The organism is Flavobacterium difficile (assembly GCF_011392115.1).
GTDB classification, from domain to species: domain Bacteria; phylum Bacteroidota; class Bacteroidia; order Flavobacteriales; family Flavobacteriaceae; genus Flavobacterium; species Flavobacterium difficile.
On sequence record NZ_JAAJBT010000002.1, the window covers coordinates 160,987 to 181,528 of the forward strand.

General features: G+C 31.7%; 13 protein-coding genes. 12 read left to right on the forward strand and 1 reads right to left on the reverse strand.

Going from position 1 to position 20,542, the window contains the following annotated elements; translation table 11 throughout:
- Positions 1–267 precede the first annotated feature (267 nt).
- The 9 genes from G4D72_RS03660 to G4D72_RS03700 all read left to right on the forward strand — a co-directional run bounded on the left by G4D72_RS03660 (position 268) and on the right by G4D72_RS03700 (position 16,539).
- On the forward strand, positions 268–1,632 hold the full coding sequence (locus G4D72_RS03660; RefSeq protein ID WP_166076260.1) for a T9SS type A sorting domain-containing protein: 1,365 nt from the start codon (positions 268–270) through the stop codon (positions 1,630–1,632).
- Positions 1,633–1,753: 121 nt separating this feature from the next.
- On the forward strand, positions 1,754–4,561 hold the full coding sequence (locus G4D72_RS03665; protein WP_166076261.1) for a triple tyrosine motif-containing protein: 2,808 nt from the start codon (positions 1,754–1,756) through the stop codon (positions 4,559–4,561).
- A 254-nt stretch (positions 4,562–4,815) separates the two neighbouring features.
- Positions 4,816–7,854 carry a SusC/RagA family TonB-linked outer membrane protein gene (locus G4D72_RS03670; protein ID WP_166076262.1) on the forward strand — a complete coding sequence of 1,013 codons (3,039 nt, stop codon included), beginning with the start codon at positions 4,816–4,818 and terminating at the stop codon, positions 7,852–7,854.
- Positions 7,855–7,864: 10 nt separating this feature from the next.
- Positions 7,865–9,334 carry a RagB/SusD family nutrient uptake outer membrane protein gene (locus tag G4D72_RS03675; protein WP_166076263.1) on the forward strand — a complete coding sequence of 490 codons (1,470 nt, stop codon included), beginning with the start codon at positions 7,865–7,867 and terminating at the stop codon, positions 9,332–9,334.
- A 12-nt stretch (positions 9,335–9,346) separates the two neighbouring features.
- Positions 9,347–10,897: a carbohydrate binding domain-containing protein gene (locus G4D72_RS03680; RefSeq protein WP_166076264.1), complete on the forward strand. Its 1,551-nt coding sequence runs from the start codon at positions 9,347–9,349 to the stop codon at positions 10,895–10,897.
- Positions 10,898–10,909: 12 nt separating this feature from the next.
- Positions 10,910–12,559 (forward strand): family 16 glycosylhydrolase, encoded by a 1,650-nt coding sequence (locus G4D72_RS03685; protein WP_166076265.1) that lies wholly within the window; start codon positions 10,910–10,912, stop codon positions 12,557–12,559.
- A 73-nt stretch (positions 12,560–12,632) separates the two neighbouring features.
- Positions 12,633–14,927, forward strand: a complete 2,295-nt coding sequence (gene bglX, locus G4D72_RS03690; protein WP_166076266.1) for a beta-glucosidase BglX — start codon at positions 12,633–12,635, stop codon at positions 14,925–14,927.
- Entirely contained in the window at positions 14,928–15,686 is a 759-nt protein-coding gene (locus G4D72_RS03695; RefSeq protein WP_166076267.1) for a glycoside hydrolase family 16 protein, read from the forward strand. It begins immediately after the preceding gene.
- A 265-nt stretch (positions 15,687–15,951) separates the two neighbouring features.
- Positions 15,952–16,539 (forward strand): RNA polymerase sigma factor, encoded by a 588-nt coding sequence (locus tag G4D72_RS03700; protein WP_166076268.1) that lies wholly within the window; start codon positions 15,952–15,954, stop codon positions 16,537–16,539.
- 308 nt (positions 16,540–16,847) lie between these two features.
- On the opposite strand, the gene G4D72_RS03705 is transcribed toward G4D72_RS03700, so the two are convergent.
- On the reverse strand, positions 16,848–17,510 hold the full coding sequence (locus G4D72_RS03705) for an endonuclease III domain-containing protein (RefSeq protein WP_166076269.1): 663 nt from the start codon (positions 17,508–17,510) through the stop codon (positions 16,848–16,850).
- 80 nt (positions 17,511–17,590) lie between these two features.
- Between G4D72_RS03705 and bcp the strand changes: the two genes are divergently transcribed.
- From bcp to G4D72_RS03720, 3 genes are all read left to right on the forward strand, one after another.
- Entirely contained in the window at positions 17,591–18,040 is a 450-nt protein-coding gene (bcp, locus tag G4D72_RS03710; protein WP_166076270.1) for a thioredoxin-dependent thiol peroxidase, read from the forward strand.
- A gap of 129 nt (positions 18,041–18,169) precedes the next feature.
- Positions 18,170–19,516: an MBOAT family O-acyltransferase gene (locus G4D72_RS03715; RefSeq protein ID WP_166076271.1), complete on the forward strand. Its 1,347-nt coding sequence runs from the start codon at positions 18,170–18,172 to the stop codon at positions 19,514–19,516.
- Positions 19,513–20,538 (forward strand): SGNH/GDSL hydrolase family protein, encoded by a 1,026-nt coding sequence (locus tag G4D72_RS03720; protein WP_166076272.1) that lies wholly within the window; start codon positions 19,513–19,515, stop codon positions 20,536–20,538. The genes G4D72_RS03715 and G4D72_RS03720 overlap by 4 nt, the downstream gene beginning before the upstream one ends.
- The last annotated feature ends 4 nt before the right edge of the window (positions 20,539–20,542 follow it).

Consider the following 20,542-nt stretch of genomic DNA (forward strand, 5'->3'; position numbering starts at 1 on the left):
TGTCAAAATAAGTTTTTAAGGTAACGTTTTCGTAACTCAAAACAGTCTAAAATAACTATACATAAGCTATACAATTTTAAGTAAAGTATTTCTTATTCGATGAAAAGATTCTTTGATTTAACTCTTTTTCCCTTTGATTTATTGGATTTTGCTGCAATTTTTAAAAAGTAAATGTTGTATAGTTTGTATAGCAATAAAATCAATTATTTAATAAAAGTATCGTATAAATTTACATTTAATAATTATTAACCCAAAAAAATAAATAATATGAAAAAAATTACCTTTTTTATTCTTCTTTTGTTAATTTCCATTGGAAATGCACAATCTTTAACGGGAACCTGGAAAATGAGTCCACAAGCTGGAGCATTTGGGGTAGGTCCTAACCAAGGCGATACGTCATGGTTTGCGAATAGTTTGGCAGACGTTACAACAAGAGCTTGTTTCTTTGATGATTTGTATGTATTTAATGCTGATGGTTCATTTAGTAATGTTTTAGGTGCTCAAAGTTGGATTGAAGGCTGGCAAGGTGGTTCAGATGCTTGCGGTACTCCAGTTGCTCCTCATAATGGAACAAATGCTGCTACTTGGTCGCAGAACACCACAAACAATACGCTTACACTAACAGGTGTGGGTGCATATTTAGGTTTAGCTAAAGCATATAATGGGGGTGAATTAAGTACTCCAACTGCAGCGCCTGCTAGTATAACTTACAAAATTACTTCATTAACCACAAGTTTGATGACTTTAGACATACAAATTAATGGTGGTTGGTGGCGCTATATTTTAGCGAAACAAGGTGTTGCACCAACATGTACAGATGGGATTCAAAATGGGACAGAAACTGGAGTAGATTGTGGAGGTTCTTGTTCAGCTTGTTTAGCTCAAATAAATTTGCCAATTAACTTTGAGGGCACCACTACAAATTACACGGTAACCGATTTTGGTGGTACAGCATCTACTTTATTAGCAGATCCTACCAATCCTTCAAATACTGTAATTAGAACTATTAAGACTACTGGTGCAGCATTATGGGCTGGAACAACGATGAGTACTCCATCAGGATTTAGTTCAGCCATTCCGTTTACGGCGTCAAATAGAAAAGTTTATGTTAGAGTTTGGTCACCAGATGCCGGAATTCCGGTACGATTAAAAGTTGAAGTAGTGGGAACTCCAACTCAATCTTGTGAAACACAAACCAATACTACTGTTGTAGGTTGGCAAATGATGGAATTTGATTTTAATAATCAAGCCTCAGGAACGGCGGTATTTAATCCGGCATTCAATTTTAACTTAATGTCGATATTTTTTAATTTTGGTACAGATGGTGCTACTGCAGGTGAAAAAACGTATTATTTTGACAGTGTAAGTTATGCAGCTCCTTTGTCTAATCAAAGTTTTGAAGAAGCAAAAATAAGTATGTATCCTAATCCAGCCACATCAACATTGTTTATAAGTTCATTAGAAAATATAGAAGCTATTTCCATTTATAATGTAATTGGTCAAGAAGTTATGAATTTAAAAGTAAACGATTCAAATGCAGTACTTGATGTTTCAAGTTTTCAAAAGGGTTTGTATATCGTAAAAACAATTTCTGCAGGTAAAATTAGTTCTTCGAAGTTTATAAAAGAGTAAATTAGTTAGTTGTAATCAAAAGCACGTTTCTTTAGAGGCGTGCTTTTTTTATGATGATACATTTTATTTTTCTGAATATTATCTATACATTTATGAACCAAAAAAAATATTTCCAATGTTAATGCATAGAAACGTAACACTTATCTTCTTCATCTTCATAATATCTTTTTTTAGTACTGCTCAACAATTGCCACCGATAGTTAAGTATTCTTCCAGTATTTATAATGCTGGGAACCAAAACTGGATGATTTCTCAAGATAAAAATCAATTTTTGTTTTTTGCAAATAATGATGGTTTGTTAGAATTTAACGGTTCGAATTGGACGTTGTATAAATCTCCAAATGAAACCATTATACGTTCAGTTAAAGTGGTTGGTGATAAGATTTATACCGGTTGTTATATGGAGTTTGGTTTTTGGACGAGAGAAGCTAATAAAAGTTTAAAATATACTTCTTTAAGTGCCAAGATAAAAAATCAAATTATTGATGACGAACAATTTTGGAATATTTTGCAGTACGAGCAATGGGTCATTTTTCAATCGCTTCATCAAATATATATTTACGATTCTAAAACCCAAAAAATTAGAATAATCCCTTCTAAAAACGGAATATTAAAAGCTTTTGAGGCTAACAATTCTATTTATTTTCAGCTGGTTAATGAAGGATTATTTGAAATTGAAAATGGAAAACAAAAACTAATATCTAATCATCCTGTATTTAAAACCAATAAGATTGTTTCAGTTTTTTCTACTGATGAAGGATTGTTGCTGCAAACACAATTCAATGGATTCTATAAGTTGAGTTCAGGGAATTTAAGTAAGTTTACCACTGAAGTTGATGCTGAAATTGCTTCAAGTAGTGTGTATAGTAGTATTCGACTTTCTAATCGAGGTTTTGCTATTGGTACCGTTTCTAATGGAGTTTTCATACTTTCTGAAGACGGTAAGAAGAAATATCACCTTACTCAAAATAAAGGATTGAGTAACAATACAGCTTTATCTTTATTTGAAGATGTAGATGAAAATTTATGGATTGGTTTAGATAATGGTATTAATTGTATCAATTTACAATCGCCTATTAAAAGTTTTTCAGATGATACTGGAATGCTTGGGACTGTTTATACTTCTTTGTTGTACAAAGATAATTTATATGTAGGAACTAATCAAGGGTTGTTTTTTAAAAAAGCATCAAGTGAAAATCCTTTTCAGTTTATAAAAGGTACAAAAGGTCAAGTTTGGTCTATTTTCGAACATGATGCTACTTTATTCTGTGGTCATGATTCTGGAACTTTTGTCATTACTAATACCACCGCTCAGCTTATTTTTTCAAATTCTGGAACTTGGAAGTTTGAAACCATTCCAAATCAGCCAAATTTGTTATTACAAGGAAACTATTATGGAATATCAGTGTTACAGAAAATAGGCAATCAATGGCAGTTTAAAAATAAAATATCGGGTTTTGATTATTCCTCTAAATATTTTGAAATTAATACTTCATCTGAAGTATATGTAAGTCACGAATATAAAGGTGTTTTTCGATTTCAACTGGATAACTCTTTCTCCAAAGCTATGCAAATTTTTGCTTATAAAACACCAACAAAAGGTAAAAATGCAAGTTTGACTAAGTTTAATTCGGATATTTATTATGCGAATAAAGAAGGCATCTTTAAGTTAAATATTAAGACAAAACAATTTGAAAAAGACAAAACATTAAGCGCAGTTTTCGAAAAGGACGAATACACTTCTGGAAAGTTAATTGTAGATAATTCGAATAAATTGTGGTTGTTTTCTAAAAACTATATTCATTATTTTTCATTAAGTAAGCTAAGCAATCAGTTGAAGGAAAACATCATTCCAATTCCGGCTTCTTTAACTAACTCTATGCTTGGTTATGAAAACATAACACAACTTTCTAACGCAACTTATTTGATTGGAACAACAGACGGATTTTACACGATTAATTTAAATGATTTGCGTTTTAAAAATTATCGGGTTTCAATTACTGCCGTTTCGGTAAATAAATTAGATGAGAAAATTTCAAATCATCCGATTAGTTTGGAAGGAGATTTTAGTCACAGTGAAAATAATGTTACGTTTAGCTATACCGTTCCTGAATATAACAAGTATATTAATGCCGAGTACCAATATGTTTTAGAAGGGCTACAGGATCAATGGAGTGAATGGAGTGCCAAAACATCAACAAATTTTAAAAATTTACCATCAGGAACTTATGTGTTTAAAGTTCGAGCAAAAATTGCCAATTCAAAACCAGAAAATATTGCTGTTTACACGTTTACGATTAACAAACCATGGTATGCAACCAATTTAGCAGTTTTTTTATATTGTGTTTTAGGATGTATTTCTGCCATTTATATTCATAAAACGTATAAAAAATATTACAGAGAAAAAGAACAAAAACTTATTGAAGAAAATAATTTGTTATTAGAAATAGCGGCTTTGGAAAACAATCAGCAGTTAATGCGTTTGAAAAATGAACAATTGTCTCAAGATGTAGACAGTAAGAATAAAGAATTAGCGGTTTCTACAATGAGTTTATTGAAAAAGAATGAATTATTGTCTTTAATTAAAGAAGATTTGAAAAACAATACCGATGAAGGCAGTAAAAGTATTAAATCGGTAATTTCAACTATTAATAAAAATATTAACGAAGAAGATACCTGGACGGTTTTTAAGGAAGCTTTTGATAATGCCGATAACAACTTCTTAAAGAAAGTAAAACAAGCACACGCTTCATTAACTCCTAACGATTTAAGGTTATGTGCTTACCTAAGATTAAACCTTTCTTCTAAAGAAATTGCTCCTTTATTAAACATCTCTGTTCGAAGCGTAGAAATCAAAAGATATCGTTTGCGTAAAAAAATGGATTTACCACACGAAAAAGGATTGGTCGAGTATATTCTATCTTTCTAGTACTACATCAATTTAGTGTTTTTACCTATACAAAACCACAACAATAACGTTTTCGAAAGCTCTTTTTTTTTAAAAATTTCATAAAATTAACAAATTGAAAAAAGTCTTAATGTGCTTAAAATACAAGCCTTTTTTTAAGGATAATGTAAAAAATAAACCTTTTTTTTAAAGTGTATGTTTTTTGTAGTGGTTGTAAAATGATTTTTATTTAAAGTTAAGGTTAATTTTACGAGTAACTAAAAAACAAACTATTTATGAAATCTAAATTATGGCAATTAGCTTTTCTTTTATTTACAGCAATTGGTTTTTCTCAATCTGTTACTGTATCAGGAAAAGTTTTTGATTCCAGTACAAATTCTCCTTTAAATGGAGCAACTGTTTCTGTTAAAAATGCTGGACTCGCAACAACAACTTCAGATGGAAGTTTTACAGTATCTAACATCAAAGTAGGTACAACGCTTACCATTTCTTTTTATGGATATTTTTCAAAGGATTTTGAAGTAACTAAAGAAGAAACTGTTTCTATTTCATTAACTCAAGACAACAAAGCCATTGAGGAAGTTGTAGTAATTGGTTATGGTACACAAAAGAAAAAAGATGTAACGGGAGCAGTTGGATATGTAGGAAGCAAAACTATTGAACAACTTAAGCCCATTAAAATTGAACAAGCCTTGCAAGGAACTGTTGCGGGTGTTACCGTAACTTCAGGTTCAGGAGCACCGGGTTCTGGCTTTAGTGTTTTGATAAGAGGTATTCAAAGTAATGGTGATAATGCACCTTTATACATTGTAGATGGAAATATTTCTGATCCAAGTATCTTAAATCCAAGTGATATCGAATCGTTTACTGTTTTAAAAGATGCGCAAGCAGCCATTTATGGTGTTCGTGGTGCAAACGGGGTAGTTATTATTAAAACAAAAACAGGTAAAAAGAATACAAAAACTACCTTTTCATATAATTCATATCTTGGGCAACAAGAAACCACTAAAAAACTAAATTTATTAAATGCTACGGAATATGCATTACTTCTAAATGAAAGTTATGCTAATGGAGGTCAAGCATTGCCTTATCCGAATGTATCAAATTTAGGAAGAGGTACTGATTGGCAAAATGAAGTATTTAGTGATAATGCATCAATTATTAGTCATGATATCAATGTTTCTGGAGGTTCAGATAAAATTACTTATGCCGTAAGTGGTTCTCATTTAGAACAAGAAGGAATTGTTGGTTTGGGTAAATCTGATTTTAGAAGAAATACTGCAGCCATTTCTCTTGGTGTAGATTTAACTAAAAAATTAAAATTTCAAACTAATTTAAATTATACGTTCTTAACAAGAAGATCTTTAAGTGAAAACGGTTTGGGTTCGGTATTGTTTAATGCCATTAATACACCCTCAACTATTTCTCCTTTTGCTTCTAATGGTGATTATAGTTTAATTCCAAGTACACCTGGATTCGGAATTGAAGTAATTAATCCACTGGCGCAAATAAATAATACATATAATGATTATAACATCAAAAGACTTAGTGGTGCTTTCGGTTTGGATTATTCTATTCTGCCAGATTTAGTCTTGTCTTCTAAAGTAGGATTTAATACTGCAAATTCTGAAGGAAAATCTTTTTCAAAAATTGTTAATTATGGAGGAAAAGTGTTTGATGTACAAAGAAGTAGTGTTTCTCAAGACGGACAAAACTTCAATAATTATGTATTCGATTTGTATTTGAATTACAAAAAAGCTTTTAACAATCATACTTTCACAGGTACAATAGGAACTTCTAATACTAAAGATTGGGGTAATGGTTTATTCGCAACTGGATTTGATGTGCCAAATAATTCATGGGATTTTGCTGATATTAGTTTAGCTAACGGTTTACCAACTTCTAAAAATGTAGGCTCTTATGTTTATGATGATAGATTGAATTCGTATTTCGCACGCTTGCAGTATGATTATGATGGAAAATATTTACTTTCTGGTTTAGCACGTAGAGATTCTTCTACACGTTTTGGTCCTGATAATTCTGTAGCTTATTTTTATTCTGCAACTGCAGGATGGGTAGTTTCAAAAGAAAGTTTTTTATCGAATGTAGAAAGTATCAATTTAATGAAATTTAGAGCAAGTTACGGAACTTTGGGTAACGATAAAATTCCAAGTAATGGGTATGTTGGTTTTTTAAATGGTGAAGCTACTTATGTTTTTGATAATGCTTTAGTTAATGGAGTTACAATCGGACAGCTAGCTAATCCTGGTTTACAGTGGGAAACTGCCAGAAAATTTGATGTTGGTTTAGATTTAAAATTATTTAAAAACCAATTAGATATTACTACAGATTATTTTATCGAAACAAGAAGTAACTTATTAATTCCAGGTTTACCAGTAACTGGTATTGTTGGTGCTGCCGCTCCTGGTGGTGGTGCGCCAACAGTAAATGCAGGTTCTACAGAAAACAAAGGTTTTGAATTTTCAATCGGATATAATAAAAAAATTAACGACAATTTATCTTTTAGTGTTAATTCTAATTTAACTACCATTGATAATGTAGTTACAGAAGTTAGTGATAGTAGAGGTATTATTGAAGGAGGTAATTTCGGAGTGGGACAGCCATTAATTGCAAGAATGGAACGAGGTCAATCTATAGGGTATTTCTATGGTTTACAAGCTGATGGAATTTTCCAAAATCAAGCTGAAGTTGATGCACATCCCTCACAAGCTGCTTTAGGCGCGGCCTCTGCTCCTGGAGACATTCGTTTTAAAGATGTAAATGGTGACGGTATTATCAATTTAAATGATAGAACTAAAATTGGAAGCCCATTACCAGAATTTACTTTAGGTTTCAATACCAATATTAAATACAAAAATGTTGATTTTGCAGCTTATTCTTATGCGTCAATAGGAAATGATATGGTAAGAAATTACGAGAGAACATTATCAGACTTAAATAAGTTAGATTATGTTTTAGATCGTTGGACAGGTGAAGGCACGAGTAATACGGTTCCAAGAGTTACTACTGGCGCTACAAATAATAATTTATTTTCAAGCTATTTTGTAGAAGATGCTTCTTTCTTTAGAATTCAAAATATTCAGTTGGGTTATTCTTTAGGAGAGAAAGTAATTAAAAACTTTGGTATTACACGCTTGCGATTTTATGCCGCTGTAAATAATGTTTATACGTTTACTAAATACAGAGGTTTTGATCCAGCTGCTACAAACGGTGCACCAATTGGAGGTGGAATTGACTATGGTTTTTATCCTACACCAAGAATTTACATGTTTGGTTTAAATCTTAATTTTTAATTTTATTATCATGAAAAAATATATAGTAGTATCATCCGTATTTTTGCTAAGTGTCTTTGCAATTTTATCTTGTTCAGATGATTTTGTGGATAGAGAAGCACAATATTCAATCGATTCTGAAAATTATTTTAATTCGGAACAAGATTATCAAGATGCCTTGGTTGGAGCTTACGATTTACTTCACGCCAGTTTTATGAATGTTTTAGTCGGAGAAATTGCTTCCGATAACACACTTTCTGGCGGAGAAAGTGCTAACGATGTAGTAGGAATTCAACAAATTGATGAAATGAATCATTCACCCGTAAATACAAATCTTAAAAACATTTGGGATTGGATGTTTGCAGGAGTACAACGTTGTAATTACATTTTAGAATTTAAAGATAAAACCGATTTTCCTAATAAAAATCAGGTTATTGCAGAAACTCGTTTCTTAAGAGCTTATTATCATTTTGAATTAGTTAAGTGGTTTGGTGGAATTCCTTTAAATGGAGATAAGAGATTTAAAGTAGGAGATGAGAAAACAATTCCAAGATCTCCAGTTGCAGATGTTTATGCCTCTATTGAAGCAGATTTACTTTTCGCAATTGATAATTTGAGTCCTACAGCTTCTCAAACCGGAAGAGCAACTAAAGGAGCAGCTCAAGCGCTTTTGGGTAAAGCCTATTTGTATCAAAATAAATTTACGCAAGCAGCTACTGTTTTAGAACAAGTTATTACTACTGGAGGTTATAATTTAGTAACCAATTATAATAATATTTTTGAAAACACAAATGAAAATAATATCGAATCTGTTTTTGAAGTTCAATACTCTGATGCGCAAGGTGCTGGTTTCGATTGTTTACAATGTAGTGAAGGAAATGTAGCAGTAGGTTTCAATGGTATTAGAAATTATAGCGGTCCAGCTTTCGATTCTGGGTTCAGTTTTAATATTCCAACACAAGCTTCTTACGATGCTTATGAAGTGGGAGACAATAGACGCGATGTGGCTATTTTAAACATTGTAACTTGGGCGGCTGCAAATAATGCAACTTATGGAACAGGTTACAAACATACCGGTTTTTTCAATAGAAAATATTTACCGAGAAAAGGTGATTTAAATACAGGAGATCAGAATTTAACGAATCCAAATAATTACAGAGCGATACGTTATGCAGATGTATTATTAATGGCCGCAGAAGCATTTAATAGAAGTGGAAACGATGCTAAAGGAAGAGAATATTTAAATTTAGTAAGAAGAAGAGCTTTCGGAGATACTAACCATGATATTTCAGCTTCTGGAGCAGCTCTAACAGATTTTATTTGGGCTGAAAGAAAATTAGAATTAATTGGTGAAGGTCATCGTTTCTTCGATTTAGTAAGAACTAATCGTGCCGCAAGTACAATTACTGGATTCATCACAGGAAAACACGAAGTCTTTCCAATTCCTCTTGAGGAAATTCAATTTTCAAATGGTAATTGGCAACAAAATCCTAACTACTAATAATTATTCAAAATGAAAAAGATAAAATTAATTTTTAGCATGCTGATACTAACCTTATTTATAGGTTGTTCAGACGATGAAAGTACAACTACTTTGGAAGGTGTAGACAAGCCGGCTAATGTATCGGCTTTAATGACAATTAAACAAGATAACTCAGGAAAAGTAACCATTATTCCTAAAGGTGAAGGTGTGACACAGTTTGAAGTTTATTTTGGAGATGGAACTGTTTCTCCGGCATTTGCAAATCCTGGTGGTTCTGTTCAGCATGTGTACCCAGAAGGAACTTTCCCAGTTCGAATTGTCGCAATGGGTATTGATGGTCAAAAAACAGAATCTATTCAACCTTTAACGGTTTCTTTTTTGGCACCTACTAATTTAGTGGCTTCAATTGCTCCGGTTCCGGGTAACAATATGGCAATTTCTGTACAAGCAACAGCGGATTTAGAAACTTTCTTTCAAGTATATTGGGGAGAAGATCCAAACCAAGTTCCAGAAAATTTTATGGAAGGTCAATCTATCACTCACACCTATGCAAACGTTGGAACGTACACTGTTAAAGTAGTTGCTTTAAGTGGTGGAGTAGCAACTACTCAGTCAGAGCAAAATGTAACGATTTCTAACCCAGTTTTAATGCCAGTTAATTTTGAATCTACTACATTAAATTATGCGTTTACTAATTTTGGTGGAGCTAATACCACTGTAGTGGCTAATCCGAATGTTAGTGCTGGAAATGGAAGTTCAAAAGTAGCACGTTTAACTAAAAATAACGGTTCTGAAGTTTGGGCAGGTTCTTTCATCGAGCTAGGCGCACCAATTGATTTCTCAACTTTACAGAAAATAAGAATTAAAGCATGGTCTCCTCAAGCAGGAATAGTGGTAAAAATGAAATTAGAAAATTTAGCGAATCCAAATATCAATACCGAGGTTGATGTTACGAATACAACCGCTAATGCTTGGGAAGAATTAACGTTTGATTTTACAGGCGTTAACAACGGAAATAATTACCAACGTGTAGTTATATTTTTTAACTTCGGAAACAGTGGTACGGGATTAAATTACTATTTTGACGATATTGAACTTACTTCTGGTGCACCAACTGTAAGCTTACCTCTTAATTTTCAATCAAGTACTTTAACGTATTCATTTACTAATTTTGGTGGTTCTGATACAACAGTAATTGACAATCCAGTTTCTGGCGGAATCAATACATCATCAAAAGTAGGACGATTAACAAAAACAAATGGTTCACAAATTTGGGCGGGTTCTTTTATTGAATTAGGAAGTCCAATTAATTTCGCAACCATGCAAAAAATTAAAATGAAAGTTTGGTCGCCTCAAGCAGGAATTGTTGTGAAATTAAAATTAGAAAATTTAGCCAATAACAATATTAATACAGAGTTAGATGCAACCACCACTGTAGCAAATGGATGGGAAGAATTAACTTATAATTTTACAGGAATAAATAATGCAAATAATTATCAAAGAGTAGTAGTATTTTTCGATTTTGGAAACCCAGGAACAGGAGCAAACTATTATTTTGATGATATTTTATTATCTAACTAAAAATACTTTAACATGAAAACAATATTGAAAAATTTACTAATCATGCTAACATTATTGTTAGTATCGAGTTGTCAGGAAGAAGATAATTTATTTGGCGATTTATCGGCACCCACAAATTTAACAGTTGAAGCTATTATTCAGGGGCAAAATCCTACAAATCCTAATGGAGATGGTTCAGGAATTGTAAATTTTGAAGCAAAAGCTACCAACGCCATCTCTTATAAGTATGTATTTAGCGATGGAACTTCTGCCAATGCCCCATCAGGAGTATATCAAAAACGTTTTACTCAGCCTGGAATTAATGAATACACGGTTACCGTTACGGCTTCAGGAAAAGGAGGAGTGAGTACAACTACAACTTTAAATATAGAGGTGAGAAGTGATTTTACTGATGATGAAGCAGTTCAGTTTTTAACAAATGGTACTCAAAAGAACTGGTATTGGGCAGCATCTGAACCAGGACATCTTGGAGTAGGTCCAAACAGTTCAGATGCCACTCAAAATTATTACGGTTTTTATTACCAAGCAGCACCTTTTGAAAAGGCAGGAAGTCCAGATAGTAGTTGTTTGTACAACAATGTTTTAAAATTCTCTTTAGATGGCGGACAGCTAAAATATCAGTTAAATAATGGTGGAAATACATTTTTTAACGCCGCTTTTAATAGTGTGGTAGGTGCTACTTCTTCAAGTGATGGATGTTATGCTTATGATACTTCTGGAATAAAAACTGTTACGCTTTCTCCTTCAGAATCTGTTGTAGTTGCTAATAATGTACCAAATCAAACTCGTGGAACCATGTTAAATTTCTCTGACAATGGATTCATGGGATATTATATCGGTCAAAGTTCTTATGAAATAATCTCAATTACTGCAAATCGTATGGTAGTTAGAGCAGTTATGGGTGGCAATCCAGCATTAGCTTGGTATCATACATTTACCACAGTTCAACCTGTTCAAGATCCAGTAACAGATTATACTAACTTGGTTTGGTCTGATGAATTTAACACTGATGGTGCTCCAGATTCTTCAAAATGGGGTTACGATTTAGGTGCTGGCGGCTGGGGAAATGGTGAAGCACAACATTATACTAACAGTGCTAATAATGTTATCGTTCAAGGTGGAAATTTAAAAATTACAGCTAAAGCCGAAAATTTCAGTGGATCAAATTATACTTCTGCTCGTTTAAAATCGGAAAATAAATTCGAATTTACCTACGGAAAAGTTGAAGTTAGAGCTAAATTGCCTGAAGGTGGTGGAACTTGGCCAGCTATTTGGATGTTAGGACAAAATTATGCCACTAACACTTGGCCAGCTTGTGGAGAAATTGATATCATGGAACACAAAGGTAACGAACAAAATAAAATTTATGGAACGCTACATTATCCAGGTAATTCTGGTGGTAACGGAAATAGTAATTCTACTACAATAACTGGAGCTTCTACACAATTTCATGTATACAAAGCTATTTGGTCTCCTACTTCAGTAAAATTATATGTAGATGACGTGCTTTTTCATACAGTAGCTAATAATGGTACTTTACCTTTTAATGCAGATTTCTTCCTAATTCTTAATGTGGCAATGGGTGGAACTTTTGGAGGCGCTATTAGCCCATCATTTGTTCAATCTTCAATGGAAATAGATTACGTTAGAGTATACCAATAGAACAAATTAAAAAAAGAAATATCAAGATTATTTTTCTTGATATTTCTTTATTATTTACAATTACATTTCAAAAATGGATTTAAAATCATTAAAGTCTTACTTCATACTCTGTGCTTTCGTTTTAAGTTGTAGTACTCCAAAAAAAGGATTGGTCTCTTCTAATAAAAAAACTATTGATGCAAAAGTCGATTCACTATTGTCTATCATGACATTAGAAGAAAAAATCGGACAATTAAATCAATATAATGGTTTTTGGGAAATTACAGGTCCAGCTCCAAAAGAGGGTCAAGCTGCAAAAAAATATAACGATTTAAAAAAAGGTTTAGTAGGCTCAATGCTAAATGTTAAAGGTGTTAAAGATGTGTACGCTATTCAAAAAATTGCTGTAGAACAAACCCGTTTAGGTATTCCCTTGCTTTTTGGGTTTGATGTGATTCACGGTCATAAAACAATCAGTCCAATTCCACTAGGAGAAGCAGCTAGTTGGGATTTAGAAGCAATTAAAAAATCAGCTGAAGTTGCAGCAGAAGAGGCAGCAGCTGAAGGAATTAATTGGACTTTTGCTCCGATGGTTGATATTTCAAGAGATGCCAGATGGGGTAGAGTAATGGAAGGCGCTGGTGAAGATACGTATTTGGGTAGCAAAATTGCTGAGGCTAGAGTGAAAGGTTTTCAGGGCGATTTATCCAGTAATAAAAACATTTTAGCATGTGCTAAACATTTTGCAGGTTACGCTTTCGCTGAAGCTGGAAGAGATTACAATACGGTTACTGTAAGTGATGAGGTGTTGCATAACGTAATTCTTCCTCCATTTCAAGCTACTATTGATGCGGGTGTGAAAACGTTTATGAATTCTTTTAACGAGTTAAACGGTATTCCTGCCACAGGTAATGCTTATTTACAAAGGACTTTACTAAAAGATAAATGGAATTTTGAGGGTTTTGTAGTATCAGATTGGGGCTCTATTAACGAAATGATAGCTCACGGTTATGCCAAAGATAGTAAGCATGCTGCAGAAATTGCTATTAATGCTGGTTCTGATATGGATATGGAATCGTACTCATATTTAGATAATTTAACGACTTTAGTTAAAGAAGGTAAAGTAAAAGAAGCTACAATTAATGATGCTGCAAAAAGAATTTTAAAAGTTAAATTCGAATTAGGTTTATTTGACAATCCTTACAAATATTGCAATGAAGCTCATGAAAAAGCGACTGTTGGAAAAAAAGATATTCACGACGCAGTTTTAGATATGGCTAAAAAGTCGATCGTTCTTCTTAAAAATGAAAATAATTTATTGCCTTTGCAAAAATCAGGCAAAAAAATAGCTGTTATCGGAGCTTTAGCAAATGATAAAACTAGTCCATTAGGAAGTTGGAGAATTGCCGCAGAAGACCAATCCGCTATTTCTGTTTTAGAAGGTTTACAAAATTATCCGAATAATACTATTACTTACGAAAAAGGTGCCGATGTAACTCACGGTAGAACTCAATTTGTTTGGGAAACTCATATCAATACAACCGATAAATCAGGTTTTAACGCAGCTATTGAAGTAGCTAAAAAAAATGATGTTGTGATAATGGTTTTAGGCGAACACGGACTACAAACTGGAGAAGGAAGAAGTAGAACAGATATCGGTTTACCTGGTGTGCAACAAGAATTATTAGAGGAAATTTATAAAGTCAACAAAAATATTGTACTAGTATTAACTAATGGTAGACCTTTAGCTATTCCTTGGGCTGCCGAAAATATTCCTGCCATTTTAGAAACTTGGCATTTAGGTACACAAAGTGGACATGCTATTGCTCAAGTGCTTTATGGCGATTATAACCCTAGTGGGAAATTACCCATGACGTTTCCTAGAAATGTTGCACAATTGCCAATATATTACAATTACAAGAATACAGGAAGGCCAACAATGAACGAACCGGAAAGTGTCTTTTGGTCGCATTATTCCGATGAAAAAAATTCCCCTCAGTTTGCCTTTGGTCATGGTTTAAGTTATTCTAAATTTGAATATTCAGATTTAAAATTAAGTCAAAGTTCCTTTTCAGATAATGGTAAACTAACTGTTTCAGTTACTTTAAAAAACAATAGTGCTGTTGCTGGTAAAGAAGTCGTACAACTATATATAAGAGATTTAATTGGTAGTTTTACTCGACCAGTAAAAGAATTAAAAGGTTTCGAGTTAGTAGCTTTAAATCCTTTTGAAACTAAAACTATAACCTTTACCATTTCTACAGAAACAATTTCTTATTATACCGCAAATCAAAAATGGGAAGCAGAACCAGGTGATTTTAAAGTATTTGTTGGTGGAAGTTCCGACAAAAATTTAGAGGCTAATTTCCAATATTTTAAAACAAATTAAATGAAAAAATCACTTTTTATTTTACTTATTGCAACTGTTTCTTTTGCTCAAAAAACAAAAAGAACTTTAGTTTGGGAAGAAAATTTTACTTCTAAAGTTTTAGATTCTACAGTTTGGAATTTCGAATTAGGTAACGGTTGCCCGAATTTATGTGGTTGGGGTAATAATGAAGCTCAAGTTTATACCAATACAAATCATCATTTAACAGAAGGTTGTTTGGTTATTAGAGCTAAGAAAGAAGGAAATTCTTATACTTCAACCAGAATTACTACAAAAGATAAAAAAGAATTCCAATACGGACGAATCGAAACCAGAGCAAAGCTTCCTGTTGGAACAGGCTTATGGCCAGCGTTTTGGATGTTAGGCGCCAATATTTCAGAAGTGGGTTGGCCCAAATGTGGTGAAATTGATATTTTAGAATATGTCGGAAAACAACCCGATATTGTTTTTACTTCACTTCACACTCAAGACAGCCATGGTAATACTATAAATACAAAAAAAACAACTATTCCTACAATTGAAGAAGGTTTTCATACTTATGCGATTGATTGGGATAAAGATAAAATAGCCTTTTTTGTAGACGATGCTTTAGTATATACTTTTCAACCAGAAGTTAAAAACGAAAACACTTGGCCTTATAACCAGCCTTTTTATTTTATTATTAACGTTGCAATTGGTGGAAATTTTGGTGGACCAACCATTGATGATTCCATTTTACCCCAAGAATTTAAAATTGATTACATAAAAGTATATCAATAAGTCTCACTTATAGTTAGTTTTAAAACTGCTGATTTCTTTCATTAAATGGTAAACAAAAATATTTGCGTTTAATGTAACAAATCAGTAGTTTTTATTTTAATTATATTGCTGTTATTGTGTAAAAAGTGTTAAAGTTTCAACAGATATTTGCTTTTGTGAAATATTTAACATTATATTTGTTCCTGCTAATCCCTTAAATTTATTTGCGTATAACATAAAAATACTTTTTTTAGACAGTCCGAATCATATTCTAAAAGGTATAGCTATGGCAAATAAGGTACAAACACCCGATGCAATTTTATTACATGACTACATTAGTGGGAATGAATCTGCGCTTCAAATTTTAATTGAAAGACATCAATCTAAAATTTATGGATTTATCTATTCCAAAATCCAAGATCGAACGGTTTGTGATGATATCTTTCAAGATACTTTTATTAAAGTCATTAAAACTTTAAAGACAAAAGGATATAGTGAAGAAGGTAAGTTTTTACCTTGGGTAATGCGAATTGCTTCTAATTTAGTGATAGATTATTTTCGTCACAACAAAAAAATGCCTTTTCAAAGAGAAACAGATGAATATAGTATTTTTAATTTCATGACCGATTCTTCATTATCTATAGAAAATCAATTAATTGAAAATCAGGTGGAATTAGATGTTCGAAAAATTGTTGAACAATTACCAGATGATCAAAAAGAAGTAATTAAAATGCGTTTTTATGAAGATTTAAGTTTCAAAGAAATTTCTGAAATTACTGGTGTTAGTATCAATACTGCTTTGGGAAGAATGCGATATGCTGTTATTAATTTGAGAAAAATTATTGAAAAAAATAATATTATTTTAACCAATTAATGGCTAACACAATAATATAAAAGTTTTTACGTTAATACTATAATTAAAAATTATTGTTTTATATGGCAAAACTTTACTCTAAAAAAAGAAATTCAATTAAAGAAATGAAACCTAGTGCAGCAACAATTAGTTTTATTTTGAGTTATTCCCAAGCACTGAAAATCGTAAAAGTTGGAAAGCTAACTTTTGATACTCTTTCAAATTGATACAAATGCTTCGAAATAATATCGGAGCATTTTTTTATTACAGTTACCACCAATTCAAGAATTAGATATTTTTAGTTCAAGAAAACGTGGCAAAAATAAAAGTTATTTCGGAACATTTTTTTTCTCAAATTCTTTCAAAACCGATTTTCTTCCAATTGTTTTGGTAATAATGTCCTTCTCTAAATCCCAACCTCTCGCTGGCGAATATTCTCTTCCGTACCAAATAATTTGTAAATGTAAATCGTTCCATGTTTCTTTAGGAAATATTTTTTTGGCATCTCTTTCGGTTTCCACTACATTTTTTCCGGATGTTAAATTCCATCGGTACATTAATCGGTGAATATGTGTATCAACAGGAAAAGCAGGCACTCCAAAAGCCTGACTCATCACTACACTTGCCGTTTTATGCCCAACTGCAGGTAAACTTTCTAAGGCTTCAAAATCTTGTGGGACTTCACCATTATATTTATCAATTAAAATGTGAGATAAACCATGAATTCCTTTCGATTTCATCGGCGATAAACCACAAGGACGAATAATTTCCTTAATTTCTTCAACACTCATTTTAATCATATCATACGGATTATCTGCTTTAGCAAATAAAAGAGGCGTAATTTGATTCACACGAACGTCTGTGCATTGTGCTGATAACAAAACCGCTATCAATAACGTATACGGGTCTTTATGATCTAACGGAATGGGAATTTCAGGATACATTTCGTTTAACGTATTTATAACAAATGTTGCACGTTCTTTTTTAGTCATTTTAGTATATTTGAATATAATTTCACTTCAAAAATAACTTGAAACTTGAAACAAAAAAAACTTTAAACCAAAAATATAATATGACACATTTAAAAATAGGCGACAAAGCTCCAAACTTTTCAGGAACAGATCAAAATGGGAAAACACATTCTTTAGCAGATTATAAAGGGAAAAAGTTAGTGGTTTTCTTTTATCCAAAAGCAAATACGCCAGGTTGTACTGCTGAAGCTTGCGATTTACGAGACAATTACGAACGTTTTCAAGCCAATAACTATGAATTATTAGGTGTTAGTGCAGACAGTGCCAAAGCACAAAAAAAATTCGAAGAAAAATACAGTTTTCCTTTTGCTTTATTAGCCGATGAAGACAAATCTGTTATTGAAGCATTTGGCGTTTGGGGACCAAAAAAATTCATGGGAAAAGAATATGATGGCATCCACAGAACTACTTTCGTAATTGATGAAAATGGTTCTATAGAGAATATAATTTCCGACGTAAAAACGAAAGTTCACGCCAGTCAGATTTTATAATATCTCATACTTTAGATTTATTAAAAGTGAATATTTTTCAACGATATTCACTTTTTTATTTTACTTTCAATTTATTTTATACACGTTATTTTACTATTTTAGCCTAGTACTTTCAGGTAAAATAATTTTATGCTTTTTACAAGCTTCATTTTTTGGATTTTCTTCTTTATTATTTTAACAATTTTTACTGTTGTTAAACCAATTTTCTATAAAAAAATAATACTATTAGCAGGAAGTTTATTTTTTCTTTTTTATTGGGATTTTTATTGGGGAATAGCTTTTTTCCTGTCAATTTGTATTAATTATTTACTACTATTAAAAATTAAGGATAGTGAAAATAATAGTCAAAAATGGTTGATTTTAGGGATATTTCTTAATGTAAGTTACCTGTTTATTATTAAATATCTGATAATATTTCAGTACGAGAATTTTATTTTACCCATCGGAATTTCCTTTTATACTTTTCAAAATTTAGGTTCGATTATTGATGCGTATCGCGATAAAAAAAGCAATACGACTACTGAAATTTCTTTCTTAAATTATGCTTTATTTATTAGCTTTTTTCCTCAATTAATTGCCGGACCAATTGAACGTATTAAAAATATATTGCCACAATTTCAAACGCCTCTTAGTGTATCTAAAAAGCATTATATCGATGGTTTTTATTTTATCTGTTTTGGCTTATTCCAAAAAGTTTTTTTAGGCGACACCAGTGGTAAAATAGTTGATGTTATTTTTTCTAATTTAAATGAAAATGCTATAACTGATATCATTTTATGTGTGTTTTTATTTTCCATTCAAATTTATGCGGATTTTGCAGGTTATTCTAACATAGCAAGAGGTTTGGCGAAGTGTTTTGGAATAGATTTAATGCTGAATTTTTCGCAGCCTTATTGGTCTAAAAATATTAAAGAGTTTTGGCAATCATGGCATATTTCATTATCACAATGGTTAAGAGATTATTTATACATTCCATTAGGTGGCAATAGGTTTGGAAAGAACAGCACTTATTTTAATTTGCTTGTTGTGATGTTGTTAGGCGGAATTTGGCACGGGAATACTATGAATTTTTTACTTTGGGGTTTGTATCATGGTTTGCTTTTAATTATTTTTAAAAAATATCCTTTCTCCTTTAAAAGTGATGTTTTTAATGTTAGCTTTACTTTTGTATTTGTTACGATTGGATGGTTGTTTTTTAGATTACATGCAATAGAAGATTTTAATTCGTTAGTACAAGCTTTAACTGAGAATTCCTGGTATTCAGAAAATTCATTTCGCTATTTTAAAATCACATTTGCTTTTTTAATGGTGAGTTTTGGATTAGATTATTTGCTGAAAAATAAAAAGGAAAACACAATATTTCAATTAATACCCAATCAGTATTTTGCTTTCGGAACTGCATTAACGCTTGTGTTCTTTATTTTTGCTTATCTTTTTTCAAATAAAACGTATCCCTTTATTTATTTTCAATTTTGAAAAAGTTGCGATCCATAAGTTATTTTATTTTAGGAACAATTGCTGCAGTTTTGTTCTTAGAAATCTTTATGCATTTGGCTGAAATCAAATCACCTTTTTTTACTATTGATACGCATTTAGGAAAAACCTATCAAAAAAACAAGCCAATTTTAGCGTTCAATGAAGGACATTTTATGGGGAAAACGAATGCTGACGGTTTAATTTCAAATGTTAGTTTAGAAAAAAAATCCAACACAATTAGAATTGCTTTTTTTGGAGATTCTTTCACGGAAGCCTTACAAATTCAGACAGCTAAAAATTTCACTTCTGTTTTTCAACAACAACTTCAAAGTGTAAGTTCTGCAACTATAGAAGTGATCAATTTTGCTGTTAGTAATGCGGTTTTGGAAGATATGTATGTTAGAAACAAACGCTTAGCTTCTAAATACAAATGTGATTATTTTATCTATTTTATAGATGATTTTGATGTAGTTTTAAATTCTCAAACTCCAATACAACCGATTCAAACAGTGGTGAAAAATAGAAAGCTTGAAATTATAAATTCTCGTTCTAATAATTATAAATTGTATAACTATTTCCAACCGGTTATTGATCATTCTAATTTATTTAGTTTGTTGTCTGAATGTAAAACATTACATGCTAAAGGCAAATCAAAAGAAATTTTTCTAGATAAATTTTATGTTGCCCCAAAAATGGATGCGAAGTACGTTGAAGCCTATTATGATCAAAATTATTTTAGTAATTTATCTTTAAAAAGTAAACTGTTATTACAGGAACTATCTGGTTCTAAGTCTATTTTCGTTTTTAGAGATTCAATCAATTTAAAATTGAAATCGTATTTAAATAAAAACAAAATAAATTATATAGAAACAAAAAATGTTTTAGATTCGCTCCGAAATATAGAAAAAGATCCATATTACTGGCCGGAATCTAAAACATTTGGTCATTTTTATGCTACAACTCATGAAGTAATTGGTAAGTATTTAGCCAAAAAACTTCAAAGTAAAGTCATTAAAAAATAGTTTT

What these genes read in the sequence shown, in the direction of transcription:
- G4D72_RS03660 (WP_166076260.1), top strand. Translation starts at nt 268, where the DNA reads ATGAAAAAAATTACCTTTTTTATTCTTCTTTTGTTAATTTCCATTGGA.
- G4D72_RS03665 (WP_166076261.1), top strand. Translation starts at nt 1,754, where the DNA reads ATGCATAGAAACGTAACACTTATCTTCTTCATCTTCATAATATCTTTT.
- G4D72_RS03670 (WP_166076262.1), top strand. Translation starts at nt 4,816, where the DNA reads ATGAAATCTAAATTATGGCAATTAGCTTTTCTTTTATTTACAGCAATT.
- G4D72_RS03675 (WP_166076263.1), top strand. Translation starts at nt 7,865, where the DNA reads ATGAAAAAATATATAGTAGTATCATCCGTATTTTTGCTAAGTGTCTTT.
- G4D72_RS03680 (WP_166076264.1), top strand. Translation starts at nt 9,347, where the DNA reads ATGAAAAAGATAAAATTAATTTTTAGCATGCTGATACTAACCTTATTT.
- G4D72_RS03685 (WP_166076265.1), top strand. Translation starts at nt 10,910, where the DNA reads ATGAAAACAATATTGAAAAATTTACTAATCATGCTAACATTATTGTTA.
- bglX (WP_166076266.1), top strand. Translation starts at nt 12,633, where the DNA reads ATGGATTTAAAATCATTAAAGTCTTACTTCATACTCTGTGCTTTCGTT.
- G4D72_RS03695 (WP_166076267.1), top strand. Translation starts at nt 14,928, where the DNA reads ATGAAAAAATCACTTTTTATTTTACTTATTGCAACTGTTTCTTTTGCT.
- G4D72_RS03700 (WP_166076268.1), top strand. Translation starts at nt 15,952, where the DNA reads ATGGCAAATAAGGTACAAACACCCGATGCAATTTTATTACATGACTAC.
- G4D72_RS03705 (WP_166076269.1), bottom strand. Translation starts at nt 17,510, where the DNA reads ATGACTAAAAAAGAACGTGCAACATTTGTTATAAATACGTTAAACGAA.
- bcp (WP_166076270.1), top strand. Translation starts at nt 17,591, where the DNA reads ATGACACATTTAAAAATAGGCGACAAAGCTCCAAACTTTTCAGGAACA.
- G4D72_RS03715 (WP_166076271.1), top strand. Translation starts at nt 18,170, where the DNA reads ATGCTTTTTACAAGCTTCATTTTTTGGATTTTCTTCTTTATTATTTTA.